Source organism: Novosphingobium sp. CF614, from assembly GCF_900113255.1.
Classification (GTDB): domain Bacteria; phylum Pseudomonadota; class Alphaproteobacteria; order Sphingomonadales; family Sphingomonadaceae; genus Novosphingobium.
In genome coordinates this window covers 20,262-44,270 of sequence record NZ_FOOR01000014.1, presented here as the reverse complement: position 1 = coordinate 44,270, position 24,009 = coordinate 20,262, and the positions used below count along the sequence as shown (strand labels likewise).

The following is a 24,009-nucleotide window of genomic DNA, read 5'->3' as shown; positions in this document are numbered from 1 at the left end:
GCGTCTTCCGGCGTCAGTTCGGGCCGATCATGTGCCGGGCACGGCCGAGAGCATGATGATGGGATTGTCGCTGACCGGCGCCATGGTTTCAAGCGTCATGTAGCGGGCACGCTGGACGGCCCATTTGTTGGACTGTTCCATGAGGATGGCGCCGACCAGGCGGGTGATGGCAGCCTCATTGGGGAAGATGCCGACGACCTCGGTCCTGCACTTGATCTCGCCGTTGAGGCGCTCGATGGGATTCGTGCCGTGAAGCTTGGCGCGGCGTTCTCTGGGGAAGGTCAGTTAGGCCGGCACATCACATCAGGGTCGCGAGTTGGGGCAGCTTGGGGCGCACCTGATCGGCCACGGAAGGCCATTGCTGGCTGGCGGCCTCGGGCGCCTGCCGAGCGAAGGCGGTGGCGATGAACGCGGAGACGATGCGCCTTCCGCTCTTGCCGGCGTGTGCCAACGCGTTGCGCATGAAGTGAACGCGGCAGCGCGGCCAGATTGCGTTCAGCAGCTTGGAGACGACCGCCCTGATGTGTCAGTTTGCGCAAGAAGGCGCTCCAGAAGGGTTCGGCTTCCGAGGGGCCGTGTCCATGCCCAGTACTTCGCGGCGGCCATCGCTGTTCATCCCCACGGCAACGATCACCGCGACCGAGACGGTCGTAAGCGCCGACGGAACGCGGCCTGGTGCGGATCGGGGTGGGCGGTGATGCTCCGATATAGCCAAATTTATGAGAATATTTCATCTTTAATTCCACGCAATATTGAGTATAGACAGATCCCGAATTGGCTGGAAATCGCAAATGGGGGTGGAGCTTGTCCTTGAGTCAGCGGATATCGAACGGTTTGGCTGAACGCCGGGTGCTCGGTTTCGCGAAAGGAATCCTTCTGGATTGGGATGGCTGCGTCGCCGTCGGCGGGCGCATTCTGCCGTGCGCCAAGCGCCTCATCGCAGAGCATGCCGATCGTGTGGCGATCGTCTCCAACAATTCCACCCATCTGCCGGCCGACCTAAAGGAGATCTTGGCTTGGCACGACGTGGATTTTCCGCAGGACCGGATATTCCTGGCGGGCGTTGAAGCGGTGCGTGATGTCGCGCAGTCCGGCGCGAAGCGGGTCATGCTACTGTCAGCGCCGAAGATCCGCGATCTGGCCCGCACGCTCGGCGTTCCTCTCGTGCGCGACAACCCAGATGTCCTGGTCCTTATGCGTGATGCGCGTTTTTCCTACGCAAAATTGGAAAGAGCAGCCAATGCCCTGCGGCAGGGCGCACGGCTGGTTGTAGCCAATGCCGATCGGACGCATCCCGGCCCTGCTGACCGGGTCGTTCCCGAAACCGGCGCTCTGCTGGCGGCATTGCTGGCTTGCGCTGGCGATGCGAAATTCGAGCCGAGCGTGATCGGCAAGCCAGGCCCACTCCTGTTCCAGCGGGCGTGCCAACACCTTAACGTTGCACCACAGCACGCCGTGATGATCGGCGACAATCCGGAAACTGACGGCGAGGGCGCTCTGCGACTCGGTATACGGTCGATCCTGATCGGCGGTGCCTCATCGCTCAAGCTGGAAGATCTGCTCGAGCCCATCGCGGCTTAACCTCAGAAGCGTTTGATCGAGAGGACGTCGAACGTCTTCTTGAGGACGTCGGTCGCATGGTCGTAATCGGCAAGTGCGAGCCCGGCGACAAGCGCGTCGACCACGCAGAGCTGCGCTATCCGGCTGGTCATCGCCTCTGTCCGGAAACGCGTCTCGCGCGCCATGGTGAACAGCACGATATCCGCATAGGCCTGGATCGGGGACCGGGCAAAATTGGTGACTACGATAGTGCGCGCGCCAGCTTCTTTCGCCAGCCTCGTTGCGACGACGGTCTCATGCGTCGCTCCGCTGTGCGAGATGGTGATTACCGCGACGTCCGGGTCGCACCGCGACGCGCTGATCGCCTGAACGTGACTGTCGGTCACAGCGCGGGCGTCAAGGCCGATCCTAATCAGGCGATAATGCGCATCTTCCGCAATGGGAGCCGATGAGCCGATGCCATAGATTTCCACTCGCCTGGCCGTGCGAACCGCGTCTACCGCGCGTGCGAGCGCGCCGGGATCCAGAACCGAGAGCGTGTCCCGCAGCGCCTGGATGCCGGAATGGAAGACCTTGCGGCAGACGGTTTCCGTATCGTCTTCCCGGTCCAGGTCCTCGTGAATGAATTGGACCGGTTGCACGATTTCCTGGGCAAGGCTCAGCTTCATCTGCTGGAAACCGGAAAGTCCAATACTGCGGCAGAAATTGATGACGCTGCCTTCGCTGACGCCAGTGGCTTCCGAGAGTTCGGTCACCGACATGCCGACAATGTCCTCGGGCCGTTCGAGAATGAATTCGGCGATTCGCTGCGCGCTCTTGGCCATGGAGGGCAGCGCTACCCTGATTCGACCGAGTGCGTTTTCGACCGGCCTGTTTACGGTCTGATTGTTCCGACCTTGTTGGATCTTGGGCGAATTTACCACTTGCGGACCTCCGTAGCGTCACGGCGATCACCATGCATGCTCAAGGCACGGGCGGCCAGAGTTGAGATTCACTCAAGATGTGAATTTGTGGGAAAACAGGGCTTTTGCCCGCCCATCGCGGCGCATAGCTCAATCACAAATGTATATTATTCATGATTATGCATTTCTATAAATGAGAAAGATTCACTCAACTGTCACATCGAATCAGTAGTGACTCCGCGTCGGCACTGCGGGCCGGAACTGAAGTGCGCCCCAGGAAGCGCCAGCAGGACCGGGCCGGAACCGCACGAGATGATTCTTCCATTCTGGGGGCTCAAACGGTGAAGAAGCGCTTCAAACATCAAATCGCATATATCCTGGCCACAGTGGCGGCTGAGGCGCTGCTGGTCACGGTTCCAGCTCACGCGGCGGATACGGCCGAGGACGCGGAAGAAGCTGCCGATCCATCGACGATCATCGTCACCGGCCAGGCTGTCGAGACCACGCAAATCGCCGAGGAAGCCGTCGAATTCGGCAACTACGTCCAGGTCGTCCCCGCGGCGCAGATCGCGGCGAGCGGGGCTAGCAACTTTGCCGAGTTGGCGCAGTTCCTTATCAAGGGGGCCAATGTCGGCTATTCGCCCGACGAAGGTGAATATACGATCCGCTTGGACGGAGGCGGCGATCGCGATACGCTGGTCGTTCTCGACGGCGTGCCGCTTTACGATCGCGGACCCGCGCTCGAGGAAATCTGGGGCACGACGACGATCGATCCGCATATGATCGAACGCGTCGAGGTCTTCCGCGGCGGCAACAGCCTGTTCTTCGGCAGCAATGGCGGCATTGGCGTTGTCAGCATCGTGACCAAACGCCCGGACGGCACCAACAAGGTGGAACTGGGCGCCAGCATCGGCTCCTTCAACTCGCGCGAACTGTGGGGCAACGCCCGCGGAGCGCTCGACGATGAAGGCCGGATCAGCGCCATGGTCTACGGCAGCATGCAGAACACCGATGGTCCGCGCATCTTCAATCCCGACGACTTCGTGGACAACGTGGCAGCGGCGGGCGGCATCCAGAAATATCCGCTGAATCGCAACAACGTCGGCATCAAGTTCCTCATCAAGCCGAGCGACGCCACGGAGATTCGTCTCAATGGGCAGTACACGCAGATTGAATTCTCGGATGCCTTCCCGGACAACGAGACCTATTCGCCCAACCGGGTGCGCTATCCCATCATCGACGCCGACATCAGCCATCGTTGGTCGGACAAGTTGCTGACCGAGTTCGCTGCCTACTGGAGCAACCCCAAGCTCAACAATACCGAGACATTTGCCGAGATCTGCAGAATCAAGACGGGCTGCGTTGACCCCGGCAACCCCAGCAGGACCATTCCCTTTGGGCAAGCGACTGGCCACTCCGTTCCGTACCCGAACAAGGGATTCGGTGAGGATTCCAAAGTCAGTGCGTTCATGGAGTACGGCCTCAACCTGCGCAACACGCTGACCCTGCCGGAGGTGGGCGAGGCGGTTTTCGGCGTGCAGCGCACGTCCTACCGCAACGATTCCGATTCAGTGTTTCCGATCAGCCACGAGTGGAACACCACCACCGGTGTCTATCTTGACATGCGGCCGGTCCTGCCGTTCAGTCCGAGTACCAATATAAGTCTTGCGGGACGCGTCGACTTCGCCAGGACTTTTGGTTCCAAGTTCATTTGGAAGTTCGGTTTCCGTCAGCCGATCGGCGACTTCTACATCCGCGCCAACGGCGGCACGTCCTACAGCCTGCCGAAGACGAACGAACTCTTCGCCCAAAGCGCAACGCTTGTCGGCAATCCGGATCTGAAGCCGGAGACGACGAAGACCTACAATGGAGCCATCGGTTTCGCGAAGACGGTCGGCAGCGTCAACTTCAGCGGCGAAGCGGGCATGTTCCACACCGATATTTCGAACCGCATCCAATCCACCTCGGGCCTGACGCCGAATACCTACTTTAACAACACTGCCGTTACGCAGATCCGCGGGCTCACAGCCGACCTGAACCTGGCGATCGGTCAGCAGTGGTCATTCAACGTGGGTTTCACGCGCCAGAAGGCGCATCTCAAGGGCTCCGATTGGCAGATCAACGAGACGCCCGAATACATGATCCAGGGCACCTTGGCCTGGAACTCGCCCGACCAGCGCTTTCACGTCAATCTGTTCCCCCGCTATCAAGGGCCGGAATACTCGACGGGTGGTGTCAACAGCAGTCTCCGCCACAATTTCGGCAACTACCTCGTAGTGAACGGCTCGCTTGGCTACTGGGCCGGCGAGGAGAAACAGCATCGCTTCCAGGTTCGTTTCGTCAACATCTTCGATGAGCACTATGCCGAACGCTACGGGTTCGGGAACATGCGCTTCAGTTCGGCCTTCATTCGCGGGGAGATTACCACGAGCAGCCCGGAATACTTCTACGGCTACCCGTTCGAGGGCAAGCCGCGGAGCGTCTTCTTCTCCTACACGACCACTTTCTAGCTTCACGTCGGTCCGGGCGGAGTCCTCTCCGTCCGGACTTTTGTCAGGAACCGTGATGCTCATCAGCCGCATCTTCGGACGACTTTCACCGCCTTGTCACGCCGGAGTTCTAGCGACCGGGGGTAGCGGGCCCAAGCGGGCCATTGGGAGAAAGACGATGATGCGAGAAACTTTTGCCTGGGCACTGGCGATGCTCGCGCTTGCAGGGCTCGCCGCCTGTTCGACCAAGGAAAGCCAGGACCAGAATGCGCCGCTCCATGCTCTGCTGATTCCGGCTGATGGCGGCACCGAAAGCGGCACGCTCGCCGATTATCGACCCATTTTCCAAGCCGTCGGCAAAACGGCTGGCCTCGATTTCGACCTCAAGGTCGCGCAATCCTACGGCGCGGTGGTCGAGGCCTTGTGCAACGGCACCGCCGATGTGGCCTTCGTCGGGCCGGTGACTTACCTGCAGGCGAAGGAACGCGGCTGTGCCGAACTGCTGGCCGTGGCAGTCGAGGACGGTCGGTCCGAGTACTTTGCCGGCATCTTCGCGCGAAAAGACTCGCCGATCCGGACGCTGACGGATCTGCGCGGCAGGAGTGTCGCCTTCGGCGATCTCAACTCGACGTCCTCTTTCCTGTTCCCGATTGCCATGCTGATTGACGCCGGCATCGACCCGGTGAAGGATCTGGGCCCGTTACGGCTTACCGGAAGTCATGCCAACAGTCTTGCGGCACTGCTTGAAGCCCGCGTCGATGCTGCCGCCCTGTCGTTCGAATCCTATGAGAAGGCCGTGCGGGAAGGCGTGCCGGGGGCCGCTGACGTCCGTGTTGTCGCGCGCAGTGAACCCATTCCCTACCCACCGCTCGTTATGAACAGCAAGTTGCCCGAGGTTCTCAAGGAGAAGCTCCGACAGGCGTTCGAGGGCGTTGCCAAGGCGCCCGGCATCCACCCGGAAATGATCCGCGGCTACGGCGGCAAACAGGTCGATGGATATGACGCGCACTTCCCGCCCGAGCGCTTCGAGAGCGCGGCGCGCAAGATGGCCCTGCTCAGCGACGAGTTGAAGAGCGAAATCCTCAAGAAATCGTCGGAGCGCTGAGGGGCATCGTGGAGATTCGCTTCGAACAGCTCAGCAAGGTCTGGCCGGACGGCACCAAGGCGCTTTGCGAGATCGACCTCGTCATCCCGGCTGGCCAGTTCTGTGTGCTGCTCGGCCATTCCGGAGCGGGCAAGTCGACTCTGCTGCGCTGCGTCAATGGCCTTGAGAATCCGACTGCGGGACAGGTCTTCGTCGACGGCCAAGCGGTCGCTTCCCAATCGTTGCCGACCCTGCGCCGCCGCATTGCCATGGTACACCAGCATTTCGGTCTGGTGTCCCGCGCGAGCGGCGCGGCCAATGTCATGGCCGGCGCCGTATCAGCATTGCCACTCTGGCGCGTGCTGACCGGGCTCTATCCCGAAGCGTTAAAACGCAAGGCCTGCCATCTGCTGGGCGCAGTGGGCCTGGACGAAGTTCATTTGCGGCGCCGGGCCGAGCAGCTTTCCGGCGGACAGCAGCAGCGCCTCGGCCTGGCCCGCGCCTTCATGCTCAATCCGGCGATAATCCTCGCCGACGAACCCGTGGCCAGCCTCGATCCGACGCTCGGCCGCGAGGTGCTCGAACTGCTCAGGAACCAAGCGCGCGAGCAAGGCACAACAGTGCTTTGCAGCTTGCACCAGCTCGACCTCGCCCGTGCGTTCGCTGACCGGATCGTTGCGTTGCATCAGGGCCGGATCATCTTCGACGGTGCACCCGATGCACTCAATGCGCGGGATCTGGCGGTAATCTATGCCAGAGGCGGAAATGCAGCTGCTCCTGCACCCGTACGCCTGCAGGAGGCCGTATGACCGCCGCCTCCGCTCCGGTGCGTAGCGCCGTCGGCTGGACCTATCCGCAGCCCTTCGGCGCGAAAAGCCTGCTTGTCCTCCTCTTGGCCTTCGCCCTGCTGTCCTACACCGGCCAACGGGTCGAAGTCGGGCGAATGCTTTCATTGACCGGCGCGGCGCTGCTCGGCGGAGAGCAGCGGGCAAGCGGGCAGGGCAATGTCCTCGCCCGCCTTTTCCCGCTGCAGATTTCGGACCGGCAGGAAGTCGGGCGCATCGAGAATTTTGATCCCGAACGGCTCCCGTCCTTCGCCTATCTGGAGAAAGTTCAGGCCAGCGAGAAGGTGTTCGATCCCGAGATGCTGGAGATCAATGCGCAGACAGTCACCAGGACCTACCTGGTCAGGCCTTTGGGCTATCTCCACCATGTCGCGGTCAAGATCCTGGAGACGCTGGAAATCGCGCTCTGGGGCACGCTGGTCGGCGCGCTCCTCGGCATGCCGCTGGCGCTGCTGAGCGCTCGCAACATCACGCAGCACGCCGGCGTGCGTTTTCTCGCTCGCTCGGCAGTCAGCTTCCTGCGCGCGGTGCCGGAGCTGATCAGCGCGCTGTTCCTTGTGATCGCCTACGGTTTCGGTCCGATCGCGGGCTTCATGGCGCTTGGCCTTCACGCCGCTGGCGTCCTCGGCAAGTTCTATGCGGATGACATGGAAAACGCCGATGCACGGCCGCAGGAAGCGCTGGCGGCGATCGGTGCAGGGCAACTGGCGATCTGGCGCCTGGCTGTCCTGCCGCAGGTCCTGCCACAATATATCGGCGCCTCGCTCTATGTGCTCGACCGGAATGTCCGCATGGCCACGGTGGTCGGCCTCGTCGGTGCCGGCGGTATCGGCCAGGAGCTCAAGGGCCGCTACGACATGTACGAATACGGGCATGTCGGGACGATCCTGCTCGCAATTTTCTTCGTCGTCCTGGCTCTGGATCAACTTTCAGCGCGCTTGAGACGACGCTTCCTTTAGCTCCACTTTTTCCGCCTCTTTCCGCAGGAGACTGGTCCCATGGTGACGAACAACAGGCGTGAATTCCTCAAGGTGATGGGGGCGCTCGGCGCGGCCGCCTCCTTTCCCGCCAGCATAGACCGGGCACTCGCTGTTCCCGCCCGCCGCGTCGCCGGCACGATCAACGATGTGAAGCATATCGTCATTCTCATGCAGGAGAACCGCTCCTTCGATCACTACTTCGGCACGATGAAAGGCGTGCGTGGCTTCGGTGACCGTCAGACGGTGCCGCTGCTGGGCGGCCGTACCGTCTGGGAACAGTTCAACGGTGCCAGGGTGCTTCCGCCTTTCCATCTCGACACCGAGGCCACCAACGCGATGAAAGTGCCCGGTACGCCGCATTCCTTCGCGGATGCGCAGGCAGCCTGGAACCAGGGCAGCTTTGGCCTCTGGCCCAAGTTCAAGACCGACTATTCCATGGGCTACTTCAAGCGCGACGACATCCCATTCCAGTTCGCCTTGGCTGAGGCCTTCACCATCTGCGACGCTTATCACTGCTCGATCACGAGCGGTACGGACCCAAACCGCATCGTCTTCTGGTCGGGGTCCAGCTTCGATCCCGCGTTGCAAGCGCGCGGAGTCAACTGCCGTGACGACAGATCGGAGCCGAACAACCTGCGTTGCTGGATCAAAGGCGCGCTGCCGGCACCGGGTTACACGTATGCGGGCAATGCGCTGGAGTGGCCGACCATCCCGGAAGTGCTCGAGAACCACGGAATCGACTGGCGCATCTATCAGGATCCCAACGACAACTGGACCGGTGCCATGCACGGCGGCCTTGCCTTCAAGGGCTTTCGCGACGCCAAACCGGGTGAGCCGCTTTACGAGCGCGGCATGCGCCACTGGTCGCTCGAGCGGCTCGCTCAGGATGTGAAGGACGGCACGCTGCCGGCTGTCTCCTGGGTGCTGCCGCCGAAGGAATGGTCCGAGCATCCTTCCGCGTCCACGCCTATCGAAGGCGCCGAATTCACGGCCGGCGTGCTCGATGCCTTGACCGGCAATCCGGATGTCTGGGCGAGCACGGTGTTCTTCCAGACGTTTGACGAGAACGATGGCCTGTTCGACCATCTGCCGCCACCCGCGCCGCCTTCGTGGAACAGGGACGGCACATTGGCGGGCAAGTCGACCTTCGACCTCGCCGGTGAGTATTTCGACGATCACGAAGACAAGTATACCTCACGCGATGATGTCGTGACCGGCACCACCCGAGCCTGGGGCCTGGGGCCCCGCGTGCCCATGTATGTCGTTTCCCCCTGGAGCAAGGGCGGCTGGGTCAGTTCGGAGACCTTCGACCACACTTCGGTGGGCCGCTTCATCGAGAAGCGTTTCGGCGTGACCATCCCGGCGATCAGCCCATGGCACAGGGCGATCTGCGGCGATCTGACTTCCTGCTTCGACTTCAGCTTGCAAGGGGATGGCGCTTTCCCGCCTTTGCCGGACACAAGGGGTTCGAACGAGGCGCTGGCGCGGCATCTGCAGCGACCAAAGATACTGCCTCCCCGAACACCGGAGGAGCTGTTTCAGGAGCAGGGCCTGCGCCGATCCCGCGCGCTGCCTTATGTGCTGCACGTCGATGCCGAGCCGGGTGCGGACGGCAGCTCGCTTACGCTTCGTTTTCTCAACGAAGGCGATGCCGGCGCCGTATTCCACGTCTACGACAGGCACCACCTCGACCGGCTCTCGCGCCGCTTTTGCGTGGAGCCGGGCAGGACGCTGGACGACAACTGGACGGCGAACGGCCAAGGCGGCTTCGATCTTCTGGTATTGGGCCCCAATGGCTTCCGGCGGTCGTTCGTCTTCGCGAGCGTGAACTCGATACCTACACTGGCCGCACGCTACGACCCGGAGGGCAAGGCTCTCGATCTGGTGATCACCAATCCCGGCACCAGTTCCATTGATCTGACCATCGGTGACGATCAGTACCGGGTGAACAAGCCGCAGAGAATCAGCGTCGTAGCCGGTCAATCGGCGAAGGCACGCTGGCCCGTCGCGAAGACCCAGCACTGGTACGATTTTACCATTTCTTCTTACGGCCTTTCGGTTCGCCTGGCCGGCCGTATGGAAGATGGCAAGCACGGCGTGAGTGACCCGCTAATGTTCACCTGATCGCCATCCGTCCGGATTCTGAATACGGCGTATACTGGGCTGTTAGCGGGAGGCCGAGCGATGCGCGGCCCGCCCCCAGGCCGGTCGGGCGTCGCATCAACCGCGCTCACACGCTCAGCGCTCCCCATTGCTGGATACGGCCTTGCCAGTGGATGGTTTCGTTCCCGTCTATTTCCCAGGCGACTTCGCTGCGAAGGAAAGCGTCGCCCGCATCATGGCGACCGCATCGGCATAGTCGGCCATCGAGTCGGTGCGCGAGATACCGAATAGAGCCGCACCGGCGCCTCCGACCGTCAATGCGCCCGCGCCAATCAGCAATTGCCGCCTGTTCATCAGTCAATACCCTAAGAAATAGATTGTTCTCGGCGCGTCAGCAATCCTTGCTTCCCGCCAAGGCTTCACGCTGAAGACGGCACGCAATCCTGATGACACATGGCCCGAATAGCAGCGCATGCGGTCATCAGGCTTGTTGGCAGACCGCCGCCCGGTTGCACCCATTCTCCGGCTCGCAGGAATCGACCCAACCCCGGCAAGGTCAGCGGCAGGGATTTGAAGCCGGTATCGGGCGTCACCAGCCAACCTTCCATGCTGCCCTTCCAATTGCCCGTGTAGCGCATGACCGCGGCGGGCGAGGCGATGTCGGTGACTTCGATATCGGTCGTGATGCCGGGCGGATGGCGATGACCGCCTCGGCCACGCGTTGCTTTTCCGCCTGATAGGCGTGCGGATCATCCTCACGCAACTCCTCCCAATAACGGAAGTTGTGCGTCGGCAAGAAGCAGTTAACGGCCGTCTGGGATTTGGCTGCCTCGCCGAACTCCTGGGGCAGATCCAGAGCGGCATCCGCACCGGCTTCCAGCGCTCGCACAGCATCGGGACGGCGTTCGAAAGGAATTTCATTCCGTGCCCCAGCGGATTTGACTGGAGACGGACCAAGGTTCGTCCTGCGCGCTCGACTTGGGCTTCGGTCACGGCGATGGCTTTGAGGCTGGGGAAACGTAGTGCTCCGGGAAAGCGCCGATCGGTGATGAGCCAGTCCACGTCATGGCTGACGAACTGCTGGCGCACCTCGTACGGCCATGGTCGCCATCGGTTGTCCTCTCGTCCTGCTAGCCATACACGGCCAGCCGCACGTCAGCGGCAATCACGCGCGCGAAGGCTATTTCTTGCCGTCGGCGAAGCGCGCGGGCAGACTGGGTGGGCTTTCGGATTCGGAGGGTTCTCCAGCGGGTTCGGCGGTGCTTCTCCTCCCCCCTTCTGGCAGTGGAATTTTCCGATGCGGCTTGGAACCCTTATCCCGATTTCCCTTGGCGCGATGCTGCTGGCCTCCGGCCCGGCCTGGGCGAAGCCCTATCCGGAAGCCGAAAGGCAGGTGCTGGAGCTTTCCAGGCAGGCGATCGCGCTGCGATCGGTGCGCGGGCCGGGCAACAAGACCGGGGAAGTGGCGCAGCTGTTCCGCGACGCCCTCGTCAAGGGCGGGTGGGATCCCAGGCAGATCGAGATCGTCCCTTACGAGGACACCGCCTACCTGATCGCCACCTGGCCGGGCAGCGATCCCTCGCTGGGGCCGGTGGTGGTCTCCGCGCACATGGACGTGGTGGAGGCCAAGCCCGAGGACTGGGAGCGCGATCCCTTCACGCCGGTGGTGGAAAACGGCTATCTCTACGGGCGCGGCGCCAGCGACACCAAGTTCGACGCGGCACTGGCGCTTTCGGCGATGATCGAGCTGCGGCGCCAGGGCTTCAAGCCCCGGCGCGGCCTCGTGATCGCCTATTCGGGCGACGAGGAGACCACCATGAACACCTCGAAGCTGATCGCGCAGCGCCTGAAGAACGCGGACATCGTGCTCAATGTCGATGGCGCTTCGGGGGTGCTGTCGGAAGAGACCGGCAAGCCGCTGTTCTGGAGCTGGCAGGGGGCCGAGAAGACTTATGTCGATTACAAAATCGAGGTGACGAACCCGGGCGGGCACAGCTCGATGCCGCGCAAGGACAATGCCATCGTCCAGCTTTCGCAAGTGCTGGCGCGGATCGGGCACTACAATTTCAAGCCCGAACTCAACGACATAACCCGCCAGTACTGGATCGAGGCCGCCAAGCTTGAAGCCGATCCCCGGCAGGCGGCGGCGATGAAGGCCTTCGCGGCCGACCCGCAGGACCACGGCGCGCTGGGGGTGCTGCGCGCCAACCCCGCGACGGCCGGCCGGATCGCGACGACCTGCGTGCCCACCATGATCGCCGGCGGCCATGCCCAGAACGCGCTGCCGCAGAGCGCCACCGCCAATATCAACTGCCGCATTTTTCCCGGCCACTCGCGCGAGGAGATCTTGGCCGAGCTGGAAAAGGTCGCGGCCGAGCCGGCGGCGAAGTTCACCGACATGACCGGCGACGAGTCTGTCGCGGCCCCCGCCTCGCCGATGCGCGACGACTTCGTGAAGGCGGCGCGCAAGGCGGTGACGGCGGCCTGGGGGCCGATCCCGATCATCCCGATGCAGGCTTCCGGGGCATCCGATTCGATGTGGTATCGCGCGCTCGGCGTGCCCAGCTACGGCGCCAGCGCCACGCTCATCAAGGAATCGGAGGATTTCGCCCACGGCCTCAACGAGCGCGAGCCGCTGCTCAACATCAATCCGGGCATCACCTATTACCTCAGCCTCTACAAGGATCTTGCGGGCAAGTGAGGGGCGGGGCCTTCGCTCGCGCCCGGGCAGTGGCGGAACGGGTGTATTATCATCGTCGCGAACTATCGATAGGCACGCGGTAATGAACTTCGGCGCGTCCAAATAGATGGAGAAAGATATCCTGCGCGAACATGCATCCCGGCGCGAGATCGTCGGCGAAATGCATCTGCGGCGGTGGCCGACCATCGAGCCGCCGACGCTGGTCATCCAAATCCTGCGGCTGGTGTCCGAGAACGAACGCATCAGCGCGCGCGAAATGCTGGCTTCGCTGCCTGCAGGATCGCGCGTCACCGATACGGATAACCCGAAGCATCTGGTGGGAGAACTTCCAGGAGGCACTGCTTTCGTATGGGAAGCCCACACGGAGGCGAGTGCATTCACGTTCTTCACGCCCATCGCCGATCCGGCCGACCTGATCGGTTCGGCCCTGGATTCCTCGACCGCGGCCGCGTTGGAATGGGCCAAGCACCTCCAGGGTGAAACGATACGGGCCACGCGCATGGCGATCGTGAGCGACGATGCGGCGGCGACGCCGGTGGTCGATGCGCTCGGTCTGACCGAAACCGACCTCGTAAGCTGCCATATCGGAGCGGGAGCACGGGTGTGGACCGACTTTCGCATCGATCGAGAGGGATTCGGCCGCATGGTCATCGCCGCGAACGGCACCGGGGCAAGGGATCTCACGCGGCTGGCGCAGCGCGTGCAGGAACTGGGGAACTATCGCAATCTCGCGCTGCTGGGCCTTCCGGCCGCGCATGCTTCGTGGGCGGTGCTCAACCAGGTCGAGGGCACGCTGCGCGAATTGTCGGGCGACGTCTCCCGCCCCGAGATCACCGACGATATCCTGCTCCAACGGGTTTCGGGCCTTTCGCTCGACCTGATGAGCATTTCGGTGGGCACGGGCTATCGCATGAGTGCGACGCAGGCCTATGCCCAGTTGGTGGAAGAGCGACTGGCCGAACTTTCGCCGCGCGCGATTGCCGGGTTCCAGTCGCTGACCGATTTCACCGAGCGCCGATTGCTTCCCGCGGTGCGCACTTGCGCGGCACACACAAGGCGCGTGGCGGACCTGTCGGAACGCACCGCCAGCTTCACCAGCCTGCTGCGCGCCCGTATCGAAACCCGGATCGAGAACCAGAACGCGCGCCTGCTGGAATCGATGGAGCGCAGTTCCTCGTTGCAGTTGCGCCTGCAACAACTGGTGGAAGGGCTCTCGGTGGTGGCGCTCAGCTACTACTGCATCGGCCTGCTGGGCTATGTCCTGAAGGGCATCGAGGCGGCGGACGGCCGCTTCCATGCGCCCGAGATACTGGCGCTCGCGACGCCGCTGGTCGTCATCAGCGCCGCGATGGCGCTGCACCGCGTCAAACGTCGTCTGTTCGTATCGGTCTGATACCCAATATCATTGATCGGAACTCCTGTTCCCCTTCCCCTCGTCATCAACTCAGAAGGATTGTTGCATCTCGGAGTTTTGCGTTAGCGATGGTGATGAGCTTTCGCATGGTGGCGGTGATGGCGACGAGGGGAAATGAGTCTCCGTCCAAGAGGCCTGGTATCGGCCGCACCGCCTGCGTCAGCCGCATTGTCGCAATGACCTGGGCGGAAATTTTACGCTTTCCGGCCACGCCTCTCGGAACCCGATCGGGAACGACGAAACGTTTTCCTACATCCTCCGCCCATGACATAATGCGCGCGGCGGGTTGGCCTGCCGCGCTCTTTGAAATCGTGAAGCATTGATATCGCGCCCAAAATCGGCGCCATCTCCGCTCGTCCCGGGCCCGCCGGAGGATGCTGGAACGCGCGGGCCTTGGTGGGGGTCTGGTGTTCCTTGCCTTCAATCCGCCGCGTCAGAGGAAGCGGCGGAAGGTGCCGCGGTCGGCGATGACTTCGCGGGCGCAGTTGTGGCCGGGGGCGCCGGTGACGCCGCCGCCGGGGTGGGTGCCGGCGCCGCACATGTAGAGGCCCTTCACCGGCCCGCGATAGGCGCCGTGGCCGAGCATTGGGCGGGCCGACCAGAGTTGGTCCAGCGTCATGTTGCCGTGCATGATGTCTCCGCCGACCAGGCCGAACTTGCGCTCCAGGCCCTTGGGGCTCAGCACCTGGCGGCCGAGGATGGAGGCGCGAAAGCCCGGGGCGTATTCCTCCACGGTGTCGATGATGCAGTCCGCCGCCTTGTCCTCCTCCTCGGCGTCCCAGTCCCGGCCGCCGGGCAGTTCGGGGGCGAACTGCTGGCAGAACAGGCTGGCGACGTGCCGGCCCGGCGGGGCCAGGCTGTCGTCGACGGTCGAGGGGATCAGCATCTCGACGATCGGCTGGCGCGACCAGCCGAGGCGCTTGGCGTCGAGGAAGGCGCGGTCCATGTAGTCGAGCATCGGGGCGATGATGATGCCCGACTGGTGATGCTCCCCCGGTTGCGGAAGGCAGGCGAAGCGCGGCAGTTCGGACAGCGCCACGTTCATGCGGAACGTGCCGCTGCCCGCCTTGAAGCCCTTCATCCGGCGCGCGAAGTCGGCGGGCAGGTCGGCCGGGGCGATCATCCGGCCGTAGAGCAGCTTGGGCCCGACATTGGCGATCACGCGCGGGGCGGCGATCTCCTCGCCGCTTTCGAGCCGGACGCCGGAAACCTTGCCGCCATCGACCAGGACTTGCGCGACCGGGCTTTCAAGGCTGATCTCCACCCCGGCGGCGCGGCAGACCTTGGCCATGATCTGCGTGATCGCGCCCATGCCGCCCACCGCGTGGCCCCAGGCGCCCTTCTTGCCGTTCACTTCGCCGAAGACGTGGTGGAGCAGGACGTAGGCGCTGCCCGGCGTATCGGGCGAGGCATAGTTGCCGACCACCGCGTCGAAGCCGAACGCGGCCTTCACCGCCTCGCTTTCGAACCACGAATCGAGGAAGCCGCGCGCCGACTTGGCGAACAGGTCCAGCACGTCGCGCTTCTGTTCGAGCGAGAGGCCGGCGAGCCTGCGGCCCTGGAGCGCGCCCTCGATCAAGGCGCGAAAGCCGTCGCCCAGGTTCGGGGGGGACTTGAGCGCGAGGTGGCGCAGCACTTCGGCCACGCCTTCGAGCGCGTCGTAGTAGGCGGGCAGCACCGCGGCGTCATGCGCGGAGAACTTGCGGAACTCGGCCTGGGTGCGCTCCAGCCCGCCGCCGAGCTTGAGATAGCCGCCGTCCTCCTGCGGCAGGAAGTTGCTGATCGGCCGTTCGATAACGCGGTAGCCGTGATCGGCCAGGCGCATGTCGGCGATGACCTTGGGCTGCAAGAGACTGACCGTGTAGCTGGCCACCGAGTTGCGGAAGCCGGGATGGAACTCCTCGGTCACCGCCGCGCCGCCCACCACGTCGCGCCGCTCGACGATGCGCACCTTCAGCCCGGCGCGGGCAAGGTAGAAGGCGCAGACAAGGCCGTTGTGGCCGGCGCCGACGATCAGGGCGTCGTACTGGGTGGTCATGCATGGCTCCAGCCGGGGGCGGGCCTGGTCTCGCGACGGGCCTCTGGAATGATCCGGCGCATCCGCTTGCAGAAGTGGCGCAGGCAAGCTTCCTTGTCGGACAGCGGGCCGACCGCGAAGCTGCGCGAGGCCATGCCGTGCTGGACGCGGGTGATGAGCGCGGTGTCTTCGGCATTGACTTGCCGGTTGATCCGCCAGTTGAGATAGCGCGCCGCGCGCATCTCGCGCCGGTCGTCGCCGGGCGCCACGTAGCTGATCTCGCGGATCAGGCTCTCGGTGGGGCCTACCGGCAGCCACTGCATGAAGTCGACCTGGTCGGGGTAGATGTCGAAGGCGATATTGGGCCAGAGCTTGAAGTAGAGCCAGTGGCGCTGTCGTTCCGGCGGCAGGTGCGGGACCGGCGGCAGCAGCTTCTGGTACAGGCGCTCGGACCAGTTGGCGGAGGGCCGCTCGATCAGGTCGCCCCACATGCGGTCGACATGCGCGCGCGCCTCGACGCCGTAGCCCTTGCCGAACAGGCGGGTGAGGCCGGGATGGGCGACGGGGATGTGCAGCCCGTCGGCGTAGTTGTCGCCCACGTTCTTCCAGTTGACCGCGCGCGGGCGCAGCGTGACGCGGCCGAGCGCCTGGAGTGCCTCGAAGCGGTAGGGCGCGATCATCGCCTCGTAAGGCGCCATCATCGCGGCCACCGAGGGCCCGCCGTCGTCGACCAGGCGCACGAACACGAAGCCGCGCCAGATCTCGAGCCCGACCGGGGCGAGGCCGTGGCCGGCGCGGTCGAAGGCGGGGTAGCTGGCGCTGTCGGGCACGCCCGAGAGGCGGCCGTCGAGCTCGTAGGTCCAGGCGTGGTAGGGGCACACCAGCTTCCGCGCGCAGCCGCTGGCGCCATCCAGGATGCGCGAACCGCGATGGCGGCAGACATTGGTGAAGGCGCGCAGGGCCCCGTCGGCGCCGCGCACCACGATCACGCTTTCGCCGATGTAGTCCAGCGTGTGCCAGTCGCCGGGGGAAGGCAGGTCGCTTTGGTGGCAGACCACTTGCCAGCTCGGGGCGAACACGCGCTCCTGCTCCACGGCGAAGAACTCGGGATCGGAATAAGTCCAGGCGGGCAGGCTCCAGCCTTCCAGCGGGTCGATCCCGGTTGTCTCGGCGGCCTGCGTTGCCATCGTGCGCTCCTTGTTGTACGAACGTATAACAACATGATGGGCAGGCAGCAATCCTTCCGGCGGGCCGATCCGGACCAGCGGCGCCAGAGCCTGGTCGAAGCGACCGCGCGCTGCCTGGCGCTGCATGGCGCGGGCGGCACTTCGGTGCGCACCATCTGCGCGGCGGCGGGCGTTTCGGCGGGTCTCCTGCGCCACTACTTCGGCGGCGTGTCCGAGGCGATCGGCGAGGCCTATCGCTGGACCGGCAACCGCGTGGCCGGCGCATTGGCGCAGGCGGTGGCCGGGGCCGGCGCGGACCCGCGCGCGCGGCTGCTGGCCTATGTCACCGCCAGCTTCCGCCCGCCGATCGCCGATCCCGAACTGCTCGCGACCTGGCTGGCGTTCTGGAGCATGACTCGCGTGGACCCGGCGATCGGCGCGCTGCATGCCGAGATCTACGGCGAGTTTCGCGGCGGCATCGAGGCGCTGATCCGCGCCTGCCGCCCGGACCTTGCCGATACGCGCCTGCCGGCAGTGGCGCTGACCGCGCTGATCGACGGACTCTGGCTCGAACTGAGCCTGGGGCAGGCGCCGTTCACGCCCGAGGAGGCGGAAGCGCTGGCGGAGAAATGGCTCGACGCGTTGCTATGTTAGCGGCGCTTCATCCATAGCCAGATCGGCAGGCCCAGCGCCATCAGCACGAAGCTCAGCCCGCTCGCGCCGATGCCGGCGCCCCACAGCGCCCACAGCGAATAGAGCGCGCCGATCAGCGCCGGAACACGCGCCACCCCCAGGCGCAGCGCCGCCAGCGCGCAGGCGAGGTAGAGCCACAGCGATGCCGAGGTCGAAAGCAGCAGCAGGTACTCGAACAGCGCCTGCATGGTTCGGCTTGCGTTCATCGCCGCGAACAGGCTGGCGATCACGGTCGAGATCACCAGCGCCCGCCGCGCGGTGCCGCGCCCGTCGGTGGCGGCGAACCAGGCGGGCAGCAGGCGGCGGGCGGCCATGGCGCGCACCATCTCGGCTTCCAGCAGGGTCCAGCCGTTGAGCGCGCCGACGCAGCTGATTACCGCGAAGACCGCGACCAGGCCGGCGATTTGCGGGTTCCAGAAGCGCGCGACGAAAGTGGCGAAAGGCGCGGGCGAGCCGGCGGCTACCGCGGCCGGCAGCAGCAGCGCCACGGCGGAGCAGACCAGCAGGTAGAGCACGCCGGTCAGGCCCGTGCCCCACAGCGTGGCGCGGGCCACGTTGACTTCCGGCCGCCTGACTTGCGCCGCCGCGATGCTGGCGGATTCGAAACCGAGCAGCGCCCACAAGGTCAGGCTGGCGGCGCCGTTGACGGCATGGAGCGTCACGCTTCCGGCGGCCAGCGGAGGCAGCGCGGCGTGGCCGTGCAGCAGCACCCCGCCGGCCAGCACGATGACCACCACCAGCGGCACGATCTTCAGCGCGACCGTCACCACCTGGAACCCGCCGGCCGCCTGAACGCCGCGCAGGTTCACCAGTGCCACCAGCCACAGCAGCACGACCGCGGCGATGGCTGGAGCGGTTGCAAGGGCGGGGGCCATGCTCGAAAGATAGCTGATCGCGGCAACGGCGATGGTGACTACCGCCGTCCAGATCGAGACCAGGTAGATCCAGCTGATGAAGAACCCGGCGGCGCGTCCGAAAGCCGCCGAGACGAAGCCGGAGGGGCCGCCGGCTTCGGGCAGGGCGCGGGCCAGCCGGGTGAGGACATAGGCCAGCACCATGGCGCCGGCGGTCGTCGCGATCCAGCCGATCACCGCGTTCCAGCCATAAGGCGCGAGGCTCGCGGGCAGGAGGAAGACGCCCGAGCCGATCATGTTGCCCATGACCAGCGCGATCGCGGCAATGAGGCCGAGGCGACCCCCCGCCGCCCCGGCCCCCGCGCACCGCGCCTCAGTTAGCCCGGCCCCCGCCGACCCGGCTCCTGTCCGCTCGGCTCCTGCCAATCCGGCTCCCGTCAGCCCGTCCGCCGGCGGATCAGAAATCCGTGCCGACCTTGATGCCGATGATCCTGGGCTTGATGACGTAATCGTAGAAGACGCCGCCCGTTCCGCTCACATTGTCAGGATCGCCGCAAGTGGTCTCGAGGCACTGGACGCTGCTGTTGATTACGCCGTTGCTGTCGAACAGGTTGGTGACGTAGAGTTCGAAGCGGTACTTGTCGCTCTTCACGCCCAGGCTGAGGTCGGCGGTGGTATAGGCGCCGAACTCGCCCTTGATGGAATTCTCGTAGTCGCGCAGGTCGCTGCGGCGCTTGCCGATGTGGTTGGCGGCGAACTGGACATGGCCCTCCCACGATCCGACCGGGAATTCATAGCGGGCGATGGCGTTGCCCTTGAACTTCGCGGTGATCGGCAGGTGCGTTCCCTTGGTGGCGAGCAGCGCGTTTTCGGTCCCGTCGCCGCCGGGCAGGGTACAGTCGAATTCGGCATTGGCGACGAGGCAGAAATCCTTGCGGATCGTCGCGTCGTTGTAGCTGCCGCCGAGACTGAGGGTCAGGCCGTCCTGGTGATAGCCGAGATCGAACTCGACGCCGCGAATGCGCGCGACGCCGGCGTTGCGGATCAGCGTCAGGCCGTTCTCGCCGAGGAAGGAAAGCTGGATGTTCTTCCAGTCCTCCTGATAGACGGCGCCATTGAAACGGAACGGGCCGAACTGGGTCTTCCAGCCCAGTTCATAGTTGTCGAGCGTGTCCGGGCCGTAAGGCGGCAAGGTGGAGCGGCGATTGATGCCGCCCGGCCGGAACCCGCGCGACCAGGTTGCATAGACCATCGCGTCGGGGGTGATCTTGTAAGTCAGGTTGACCTTGGGGATCACGCCCGAATCGGAAGTCGCCTTGTCCAGATTGGTGCAGGGCGATCCGCTGACGATCGCGTCGGCGAAGCAGGCCGCCACGCCCGTCTTGCTGGAAAAGCCGTCGCTATAGCCGAAGAAGCCGACCAGCGAGTTCTTGTACTTGTAAGCGCGCAGGCCGCCGGTCGCGGTCAGTTGATCGGTGATGTCGAAGCTCAGTTCGCCGAAGGCGGCATAGTCGCGGTCGACGCGCTTCTGCCGGGTCAGCCATATATCGCTGTCCGTGCCGGGGACGGTGATCGAATCGGCGATATTGTCGACGATGTAGTCCTGCGTGATCTGGTGCACCTGTCGCTGGGCGAACAGGCCGGCGATCAGGCGCAGCCGGTTCTCCTGCGGCGAACTGATGCGCAGCTCGCCGAACTGGCGGTGATACTTGTCCTTGCCCTGGATGTACTGGTTGGGGCTGACGAGATCTCCGGCGTTGTCGTAGAAGTATGCGCCGGATCCGAAGAGCGCATCATAGAAGTACGCGTAATCCGAATAGTCGGACTGCGTGTGATCCTTGCGATTGAGAATGCCGCCGGTGGCGACCAGATCCCAGTTGCTGATCTTGCCTTCGACCGTCAGCGCCGCCTGATACCATTCGTCCTTGCTGCTTTCCGGATTGTACTGGACGGTCTGGAGCTTGCCGGTGACCGCGCTCGAACGTTCCTGGGCGAAGCTGCCGTTGGTCTTCTGGACCTGGCCCATCAGGGTCGGCTTGACGGTCCAGCTATCGTCCAGTTCGATGCCCAGGGCCGCGCGCGCGCCGTAGGTATCGACGTCGTTGTAGTTCTTCTTGACGAAAGCGGCGTTGTTCTGGGTGATCTCGGAAGAGGGATAGGTCCGGCTGCCCGGGACGTTGTCGATATAGCCGCCGTCATGGCGATACCAGCCGACCACGCGCAGCGCCGAATGGTCCGAGAGCTTGAGGTTGATGAACGCTTCGGCGACGCCGCCCATCGCGCCGTGCGCGGTGGAATTGAGCTCCAGGTCGGTGGCGCCGTAAGTGCCCGAATAGTCCGGCGGGTTGGTGACGAGCTTGATCGTGCCCGCCATCGAACTGGCGCCGTAGAGCGTGCCTTGCGGCCCGGCCAGGGCTTCCACGCGGGCAAGGTCGTAGGCGTGGATGTCCAGCGCGCCCTGGATCGTGGTGATCGGCATCTCGTCGAGATAAGTGCCGACGGTGGGAAGCGGCCCGGAGTGGTTGGCGTTCTCGCCCGAGGCGACGCCGCGGAAATAGATCTGGCTGAAACCCGGCTGCGTGGTCTGGATCGTTACCGAGGGCAGGAACTTGACGGTGTCCTGCAATTCCTTGACCTGGAGTTCCTGCAACTTTTCCGTCCCCAGCGCGGTGATCGCGATCGGCACGTTCTGCAGGTTTTCGGTCCGTTTCTGGGCGGTGACGTAGATGACGTCGCCCTCATCCGTCCCGCCGGGCGTGTCCTGGGCCAGCGCGGGCTGCGCCGTGGCAAGAGCGGTGGATCCCAGCAGCGCGATAGCCAGGCCGCGACGACAAGCCAGATGCAATGAGATCACCCGCAATCTCCTATGTTTTGCTTTGCGCGAAAGGCGCCACAAATCCCGGGCATTGACAATAGGCTTGGTGGCGGATTGCTATTGTGCAGTGCAATGTATGGCATTTCTGCCACATCGCGTGGCCGCCTCGGGTCAGCCGGCCGCGTATGTTTCGGGCAGGTCCCCCAGCGCTGTCTTGAGCGGGCCGAGCCAGGGTTCGTAAGCCCGCCACTGGCCCACGCCGTCGCGGTTGATCGGGCGGCGCACCTGCTCGCTCGACGCGGTGCGCACCGCGCGGGTATTGCTGTGAAAGCGCAGGCAGGCTTCCTCGAAGGGGAGGCCAAGGTAGCCGAGCATGCGGCGAACCTCGCCCTCGGGATCGTCGAGCAGGTGTTCGTGGATCACCCGGTGGACGCGGCCGGGCAGGACGCGGTCATAATGCGCCATGGCCCGCACGTAATCGGCATAGTAACGTCCGATGTGATCGAGATCGTAGGAAAAAGCCTGCCCTTTGGCGAAGTGCTGCCTGAAGTTGGAAAAGCAGCAGTCGAGCGGATGGCGCCGCGCGTCGATGATCTTCGCGGCGGGCAGGATCAGGGCGATGAAGCCCAGGTAGGCCCAGTTGTTGGGCAGCTTGTCGATGTAGAACGGCTTGGCGGTCTTGCGCTGGATGCGGGTGCGCTCGATGAATTCGGCTCCCAGCTCGGCCAAGCGCGCCGGGGGCATGGCGGCAAGGGCCGCCGCCCAGTCCCTGGGCTTGCCGGCGGTCTCCAGCGCCTCGCGCAGGGCCATGGCGGGAATGTCGGGCAGTTCCATGGTGCCTTCGACTTGCGAGTGGCTCGACAGGATCTGCTCGATCAGCGTCGAGCCGGCGCGCGGCAGGCCGAGGATGAAGACGGGATCGGGCGAGGGATCGCCGGCGCCGGCGCGGGCGGCCAGCAACCCGGGCGTCAGGGTGGCGATCATGCTGTCGACCTGCGCCGAGACGGCCTGCGGATCGTGGCCGAGCTGGTCGCGGCGCAGGCGGTTGCCGGCGGCGTAGTGGCGGAACGACGGCTCCGGTTCGCCGCGATCCTCGAACGCCTTGCCGAGCGCGAAATGCAAGTGGAGCCGGTCATCGTCGTCCAGGCCTTCGCGCATAAGCGCGGCTTCCATCGCCGCGACGTCGGCGTCGGAGAAGCGCAAGGTCTTCAGGTTGGCGAGGCTCCACCAGGCCTCGCCCAGGCCTGGTTCGATCGCCAGCGCCCGGCGATAGGCGGCCACGCTCCCATCCTGCTCGCCCAGCGTCTTGAGGATATGGCCCTGGCTCATCCAGAGCTTGGCGTGGTTGGGGAAAGTCGTGGTCAGTTCGGCATAGAGCCGGCGCGCTTCTTCGTAATCGCCGATGCGTCCGAGCGCCGCCGCGCGCAAGTTGAGACTGCCCGGGTCGGCGCCTTCGGCGGCAAGCACGGCGTCGAGCTGCTTCACGGCGTCGGCGAAGCGGTTCTGCTTGTAAAGCACGGTGGCAAGGTTCGCCCGCGCCGCAGCGAAGCCCGGGGCCAGTTCGAGCGCGCGGCGCAGCAGCGTCTCGGAATCGTGCAGGCGCCCGATGCGCGCGGCAAGCTCCGCCATCATCCGGATCGCCGCCACGTCGAGCGGTTCCTCGCGCAGGCGCCGGCGCAGGCGCGCCTCCGCATCGGGCAGGTCGTTCGCCATCAGCGCCCGGGCGATCGCGATCAGTTCGGGGTCGCGCGTGGAGGCGCGGATCGCCTCGCTTTCGGCAAGGGCGGCTTCCGCGTCGCGGCCGAGCGCGCGCAGCGCCCGTCCCAGCAGGCGATAGGCCCCGGCATCGTCGGCATCGCGCAGGATCGCGTCGCGCAGCACGGCCACCGCCCGGGCGGGGTCCGATGCGACGATCTGGCCGATCGACGCGGCGGGGAAGGGACGATTCATCGCCCGGACTTATGGGCAAGTCGCGGCCTCACCTCAAGCCGCGGGGTGCGGATCACGGCACCTGGCTCCCCTTGCCCGGCTCCGTTGCGGAATTGACGGCTTTGTGACAATCATGGTGCCAGCTTGATCGCCATGGGCACTGTCAGTAGCCGGGCGGTCCAGGCGGCTGTTCGAGAGGTGTTTCCGTCATGCGCAGGGGACTTTTCCGGACGAAATTGCCTGGTCTCGGCGAATGCGCCCGAGTCGACATGAGCGCGGGCGACGCGGCGCCTTACCTTGAGCGGGAGATGTACGTCCTGCTGGGATTCCAGCCCCGCTACGAACAGCTTCCCGAAGATCCCGGCAACCACCCGCAAGTGACGCGGCCGCTCTGGCCGGATTGGCGCTGATGCCAGGTCCCTCGGCGGGAGGGAGGCAAGCGGTCCGACCGAGGGAA

Annotated in this window: 18 protein-coding genes and 2 pseudogenes; 10 read left to right on the top strand and 10 right to left on the bottom strand. The window is 64.7% G+C overall.

All coding sequences use genetic code 11. From position 1 onward, the window contains the following. Positions 1-27 precede the first annotated feature (27 nt). A pseudogene (locus BM052_RS14255) lies at positions 28-646 on the bottom strand (transposase); the annotation flags it as partial. A 164-nt stretch (positions 647-810) separates the two neighbouring features. Between BM052_RS14255 and BM052_RS14250 the strand changes: the two are divergent. Further along, positions 811-1,581 (top strand): HAD-IIA family hydrolase, encoded by a 771-nt coding sequence (locus tag BM052_RS14250; RefSeq protein WP_091147958.1) that lies wholly within the window; start codon positions 811-813, stop codon positions 1,579-1,581. A 2-nt stretch (positions 1,582-1,583) separates the two neighbouring features. On the opposite strand, the gene BM052_RS14245 is transcribed toward BM052_RS14250, so the two are convergent. Continuing rightward, the gene (locus tag BM052_RS14245; RefSeq protein WP_255406156.1) at positions 1,584-2,483 is read right to left on the bottom strand and encodes a MurR/RpiR family transcriptional regulator; all 900 of its coding nucleotides are present in this window, start codon (positions 2,481-2,483) and stop codon (positions 1,584-1,586) included. A 320-nt stretch (positions 2,484-2,803) separates the two neighbouring features. On the opposite strand from BM052_RS14245, the gene BM052_RS14240 reads away from it, so the two are divergent. From BM052_RS14240 to BM052_RS14220, 5 genes are all read left to right on the top strand, one after another. Beyond that, on the top strand, positions 2,804-4,972 hold the full coding sequence (locus BM052_RS14240; protein ID WP_091147955.1) for a TonB-dependent receptor plug domain-containing protein: 2,169 nt from the start codon (positions 2,804-2,806) through the stop codon (positions 4,970-4,972). Between the two features lie 157 nt (positions 4,973-5,129). Beyond that, positions 5,130-6,056: a phosphate/phosphite/phosphonate ABC transporter substrate-binding protein gene (locus tag BM052_RS14235; protein ID WP_091147954.1), complete on the top strand. Its 927-nt coding sequence runs from the start codon at positions 5,130-5,132 to the stop codon at positions 6,054-6,056. Positions 6,057-6,064: 8 nt separating this feature from the next. After that, a complete protein-coding gene (phnC, locus tag BM052_RS14230; RefSeq protein WP_091147952.1) occupies positions 6,065-6,844 on the top strand; it encodes a phosphonate ABC transporter ATP-binding protein in 780 nt (259 codons plus the stop codon). After that, complete coding sequence (gene phnE, locus BM052_RS14225) at positions 6,841-7,839, top strand: phosphonate ABC transporter, permease protein PhnE (RefSeq protein WP_091147951.1); 999 nt, start codon at positions 6,841-6,843, stop codon at positions 7,837-7,839. The genes phnC and phnE overlap by 4 nt, the downstream gene beginning before the upstream one ends. A 39-nt stretch (positions 7,840-7,878) precedes the next feature. After that, entirely contained in the window at positions 7,879-9,984 is a 2,106-nt protein-coding gene (locus BM052_RS14220; RefSeq protein WP_091147950.1) for a phosphocholine-specific phospholipase C, read from the top strand. A gap of 168 nt (positions 9,985-10,152) precedes the next feature. Here the strand turns inward: BM052_RS14220 and BM052_RS19975 are convergent, their stop codons facing one another. The 3 genes and pseudogenes from BM052_RS19975 to BM052_RS19565 form a co-directional block, all read right to left on the bottom strand. Next, positions 10,153-10,317, bottom strand: a complete 165-nt coding sequence (locus BM052_RS19975) for a hypothetical protein (protein ID WP_177198486.1) — start codon at positions 10,315-10,317, stop codon at positions 10,153-10,155. A 65-nt stretch (positions 10,318-10,382) separates the two neighbouring features. Continuing rightward, positions 10,383-10,571 (bottom strand): hypothetical protein, encoded by a 189-nt coding sequence (locus tag BM052_RS19570; protein ID WP_177198485.1) that lies wholly within the window; start codon positions 10,569-10,571, stop codon positions 10,383-10,385. 307 nt (positions 10,572-10,878) lie between these two features. Then, positions 10,879-11,081, bottom strand: a pseudogene (locus BM052_RS19565) (ISAs1 family transposase); the annotation flags it as partial. A gap of 179 nt (positions 11,082-11,260) precedes the next feature. On the opposite strand from BM052_RS19565, the gene BM052_RS14215 reads away from it, so the two are divergent. Further along, positions 11,261-12,664: a M20/M25/M40 family metallo-hydrolase gene (locus BM052_RS14215; protein WP_091147948.1), complete on the top strand. Its 1,404-nt coding sequence runs from the start codon at positions 11,261-11,263 to the stop codon at positions 12,662-12,664. Between the two features lie 106 nt (positions 12,665-12,770). Continuing rightward, positions 12,771-14,057 carry a DUF3422 domain-containing protein gene (locus tag BM052_RS14210; RefSeq protein WP_091147946.1) on the top strand — a complete coding sequence of 429 codons (1,287 nt, stop codon included), beginning with the start codon at positions 12,771-12,773 and terminating at the stop codon, positions 14,055-14,057. 454 nt (positions 14,058-14,511) lie between these two features. Here the strand turns inward: BM052_RS14210 and BM052_RS14205 are convergent, their stop codons facing one another. Beyond that, the gene (locus tag BM052_RS14205) at positions 14,512-16,116 is read right to left on the bottom strand and encodes a phytoene desaturase family protein (protein ID WP_091147944.1); all 1,605 of its coding nucleotides are present in this window, start codon (positions 16,114-16,116) and stop codon (positions 14,512-14,514) included. Then, positions 16,113-17,282, bottom strand: a complete 1,170-nt coding sequence (locus tag BM052_RS14200; protein WP_091148001.1) for an aromatic ring-hydroxylating oxygenase subunit alpha — start codon at positions 17,280-17,282, stop codon at positions 16,113-16,115. The genes BM052_RS14205 and BM052_RS14200 overlap by 4 nt, the downstream gene beginning before the upstream one ends. A 36-nt stretch (positions 17,283-17,318) precedes the next feature. Here BM052_RS14200 and BM052_RS14195 point away from each other — a divergent pair, with 36 nt between their 5' ends. Continuing rightward, entirely contained in the window at positions 17,319-17,915 is a 597-nt protein-coding gene (locus BM052_RS14195; protein WP_091147941.1) for a TetR family transcriptional regulator C-terminal domain-containing protein, read from the top strand. On the opposite strand, the gene BM052_RS14190 is transcribed toward BM052_RS14195, so the two are convergent. The 3 genes from BM052_RS14190 to BM052_RS14180 form a co-directional block, all read right to left on the bottom strand. Continuing rightward, positions 17,912-19,234: an amino acid permease gene (locus tag BM052_RS14190; protein ID WP_369821540.1), complete on the bottom strand. Its 1,323-nt coding sequence runs from the start codon at positions 19,232-19,234 to the stop codon at positions 17,912-17,914. The genes BM052_RS14195 and BM052_RS14190 overlap by 4 nt on opposite strands. A gap of 31 nt (positions 19,235-19,265) precedes the next feature. After that, positions 19,266-21,653: a TonB-dependent receptor gene (locus tag BM052_RS14185; protein WP_369821541.1), complete on the bottom strand. Its 2,388-nt coding sequence runs from the start codon at positions 21,651-21,653 to the stop codon at positions 19,266-19,268. A gap of 141 nt (positions 21,654-21,794) precedes the next feature. Further along, positions 21,795-23,573, bottom strand: coding sequence for a tetratricopeptide repeat-containing sulfotransferase family protein (locus BM052_RS14180; RefSeq protein WP_091147936.1), 1,779 nt, complete (start codon positions 23,571-23,573; stop codon positions 21,795-21,797). A 248-nt stretch (positions 23,574-23,821) separates the two neighbouring features. Here BM052_RS14180 and BM052_RS14175 point away from each other — a divergent pair, with 248 nt between their 5' ends. Then, positions 23,822-23,962, top strand: coding sequence for a hypothetical protein (locus BM052_RS14175; protein WP_255406154.1), 141 nt, complete (start codon positions 23,822-23,824; stop codon positions 23,960-23,962). Positions 23,963-24,009 lie beyond the last annotated feature (47 nt).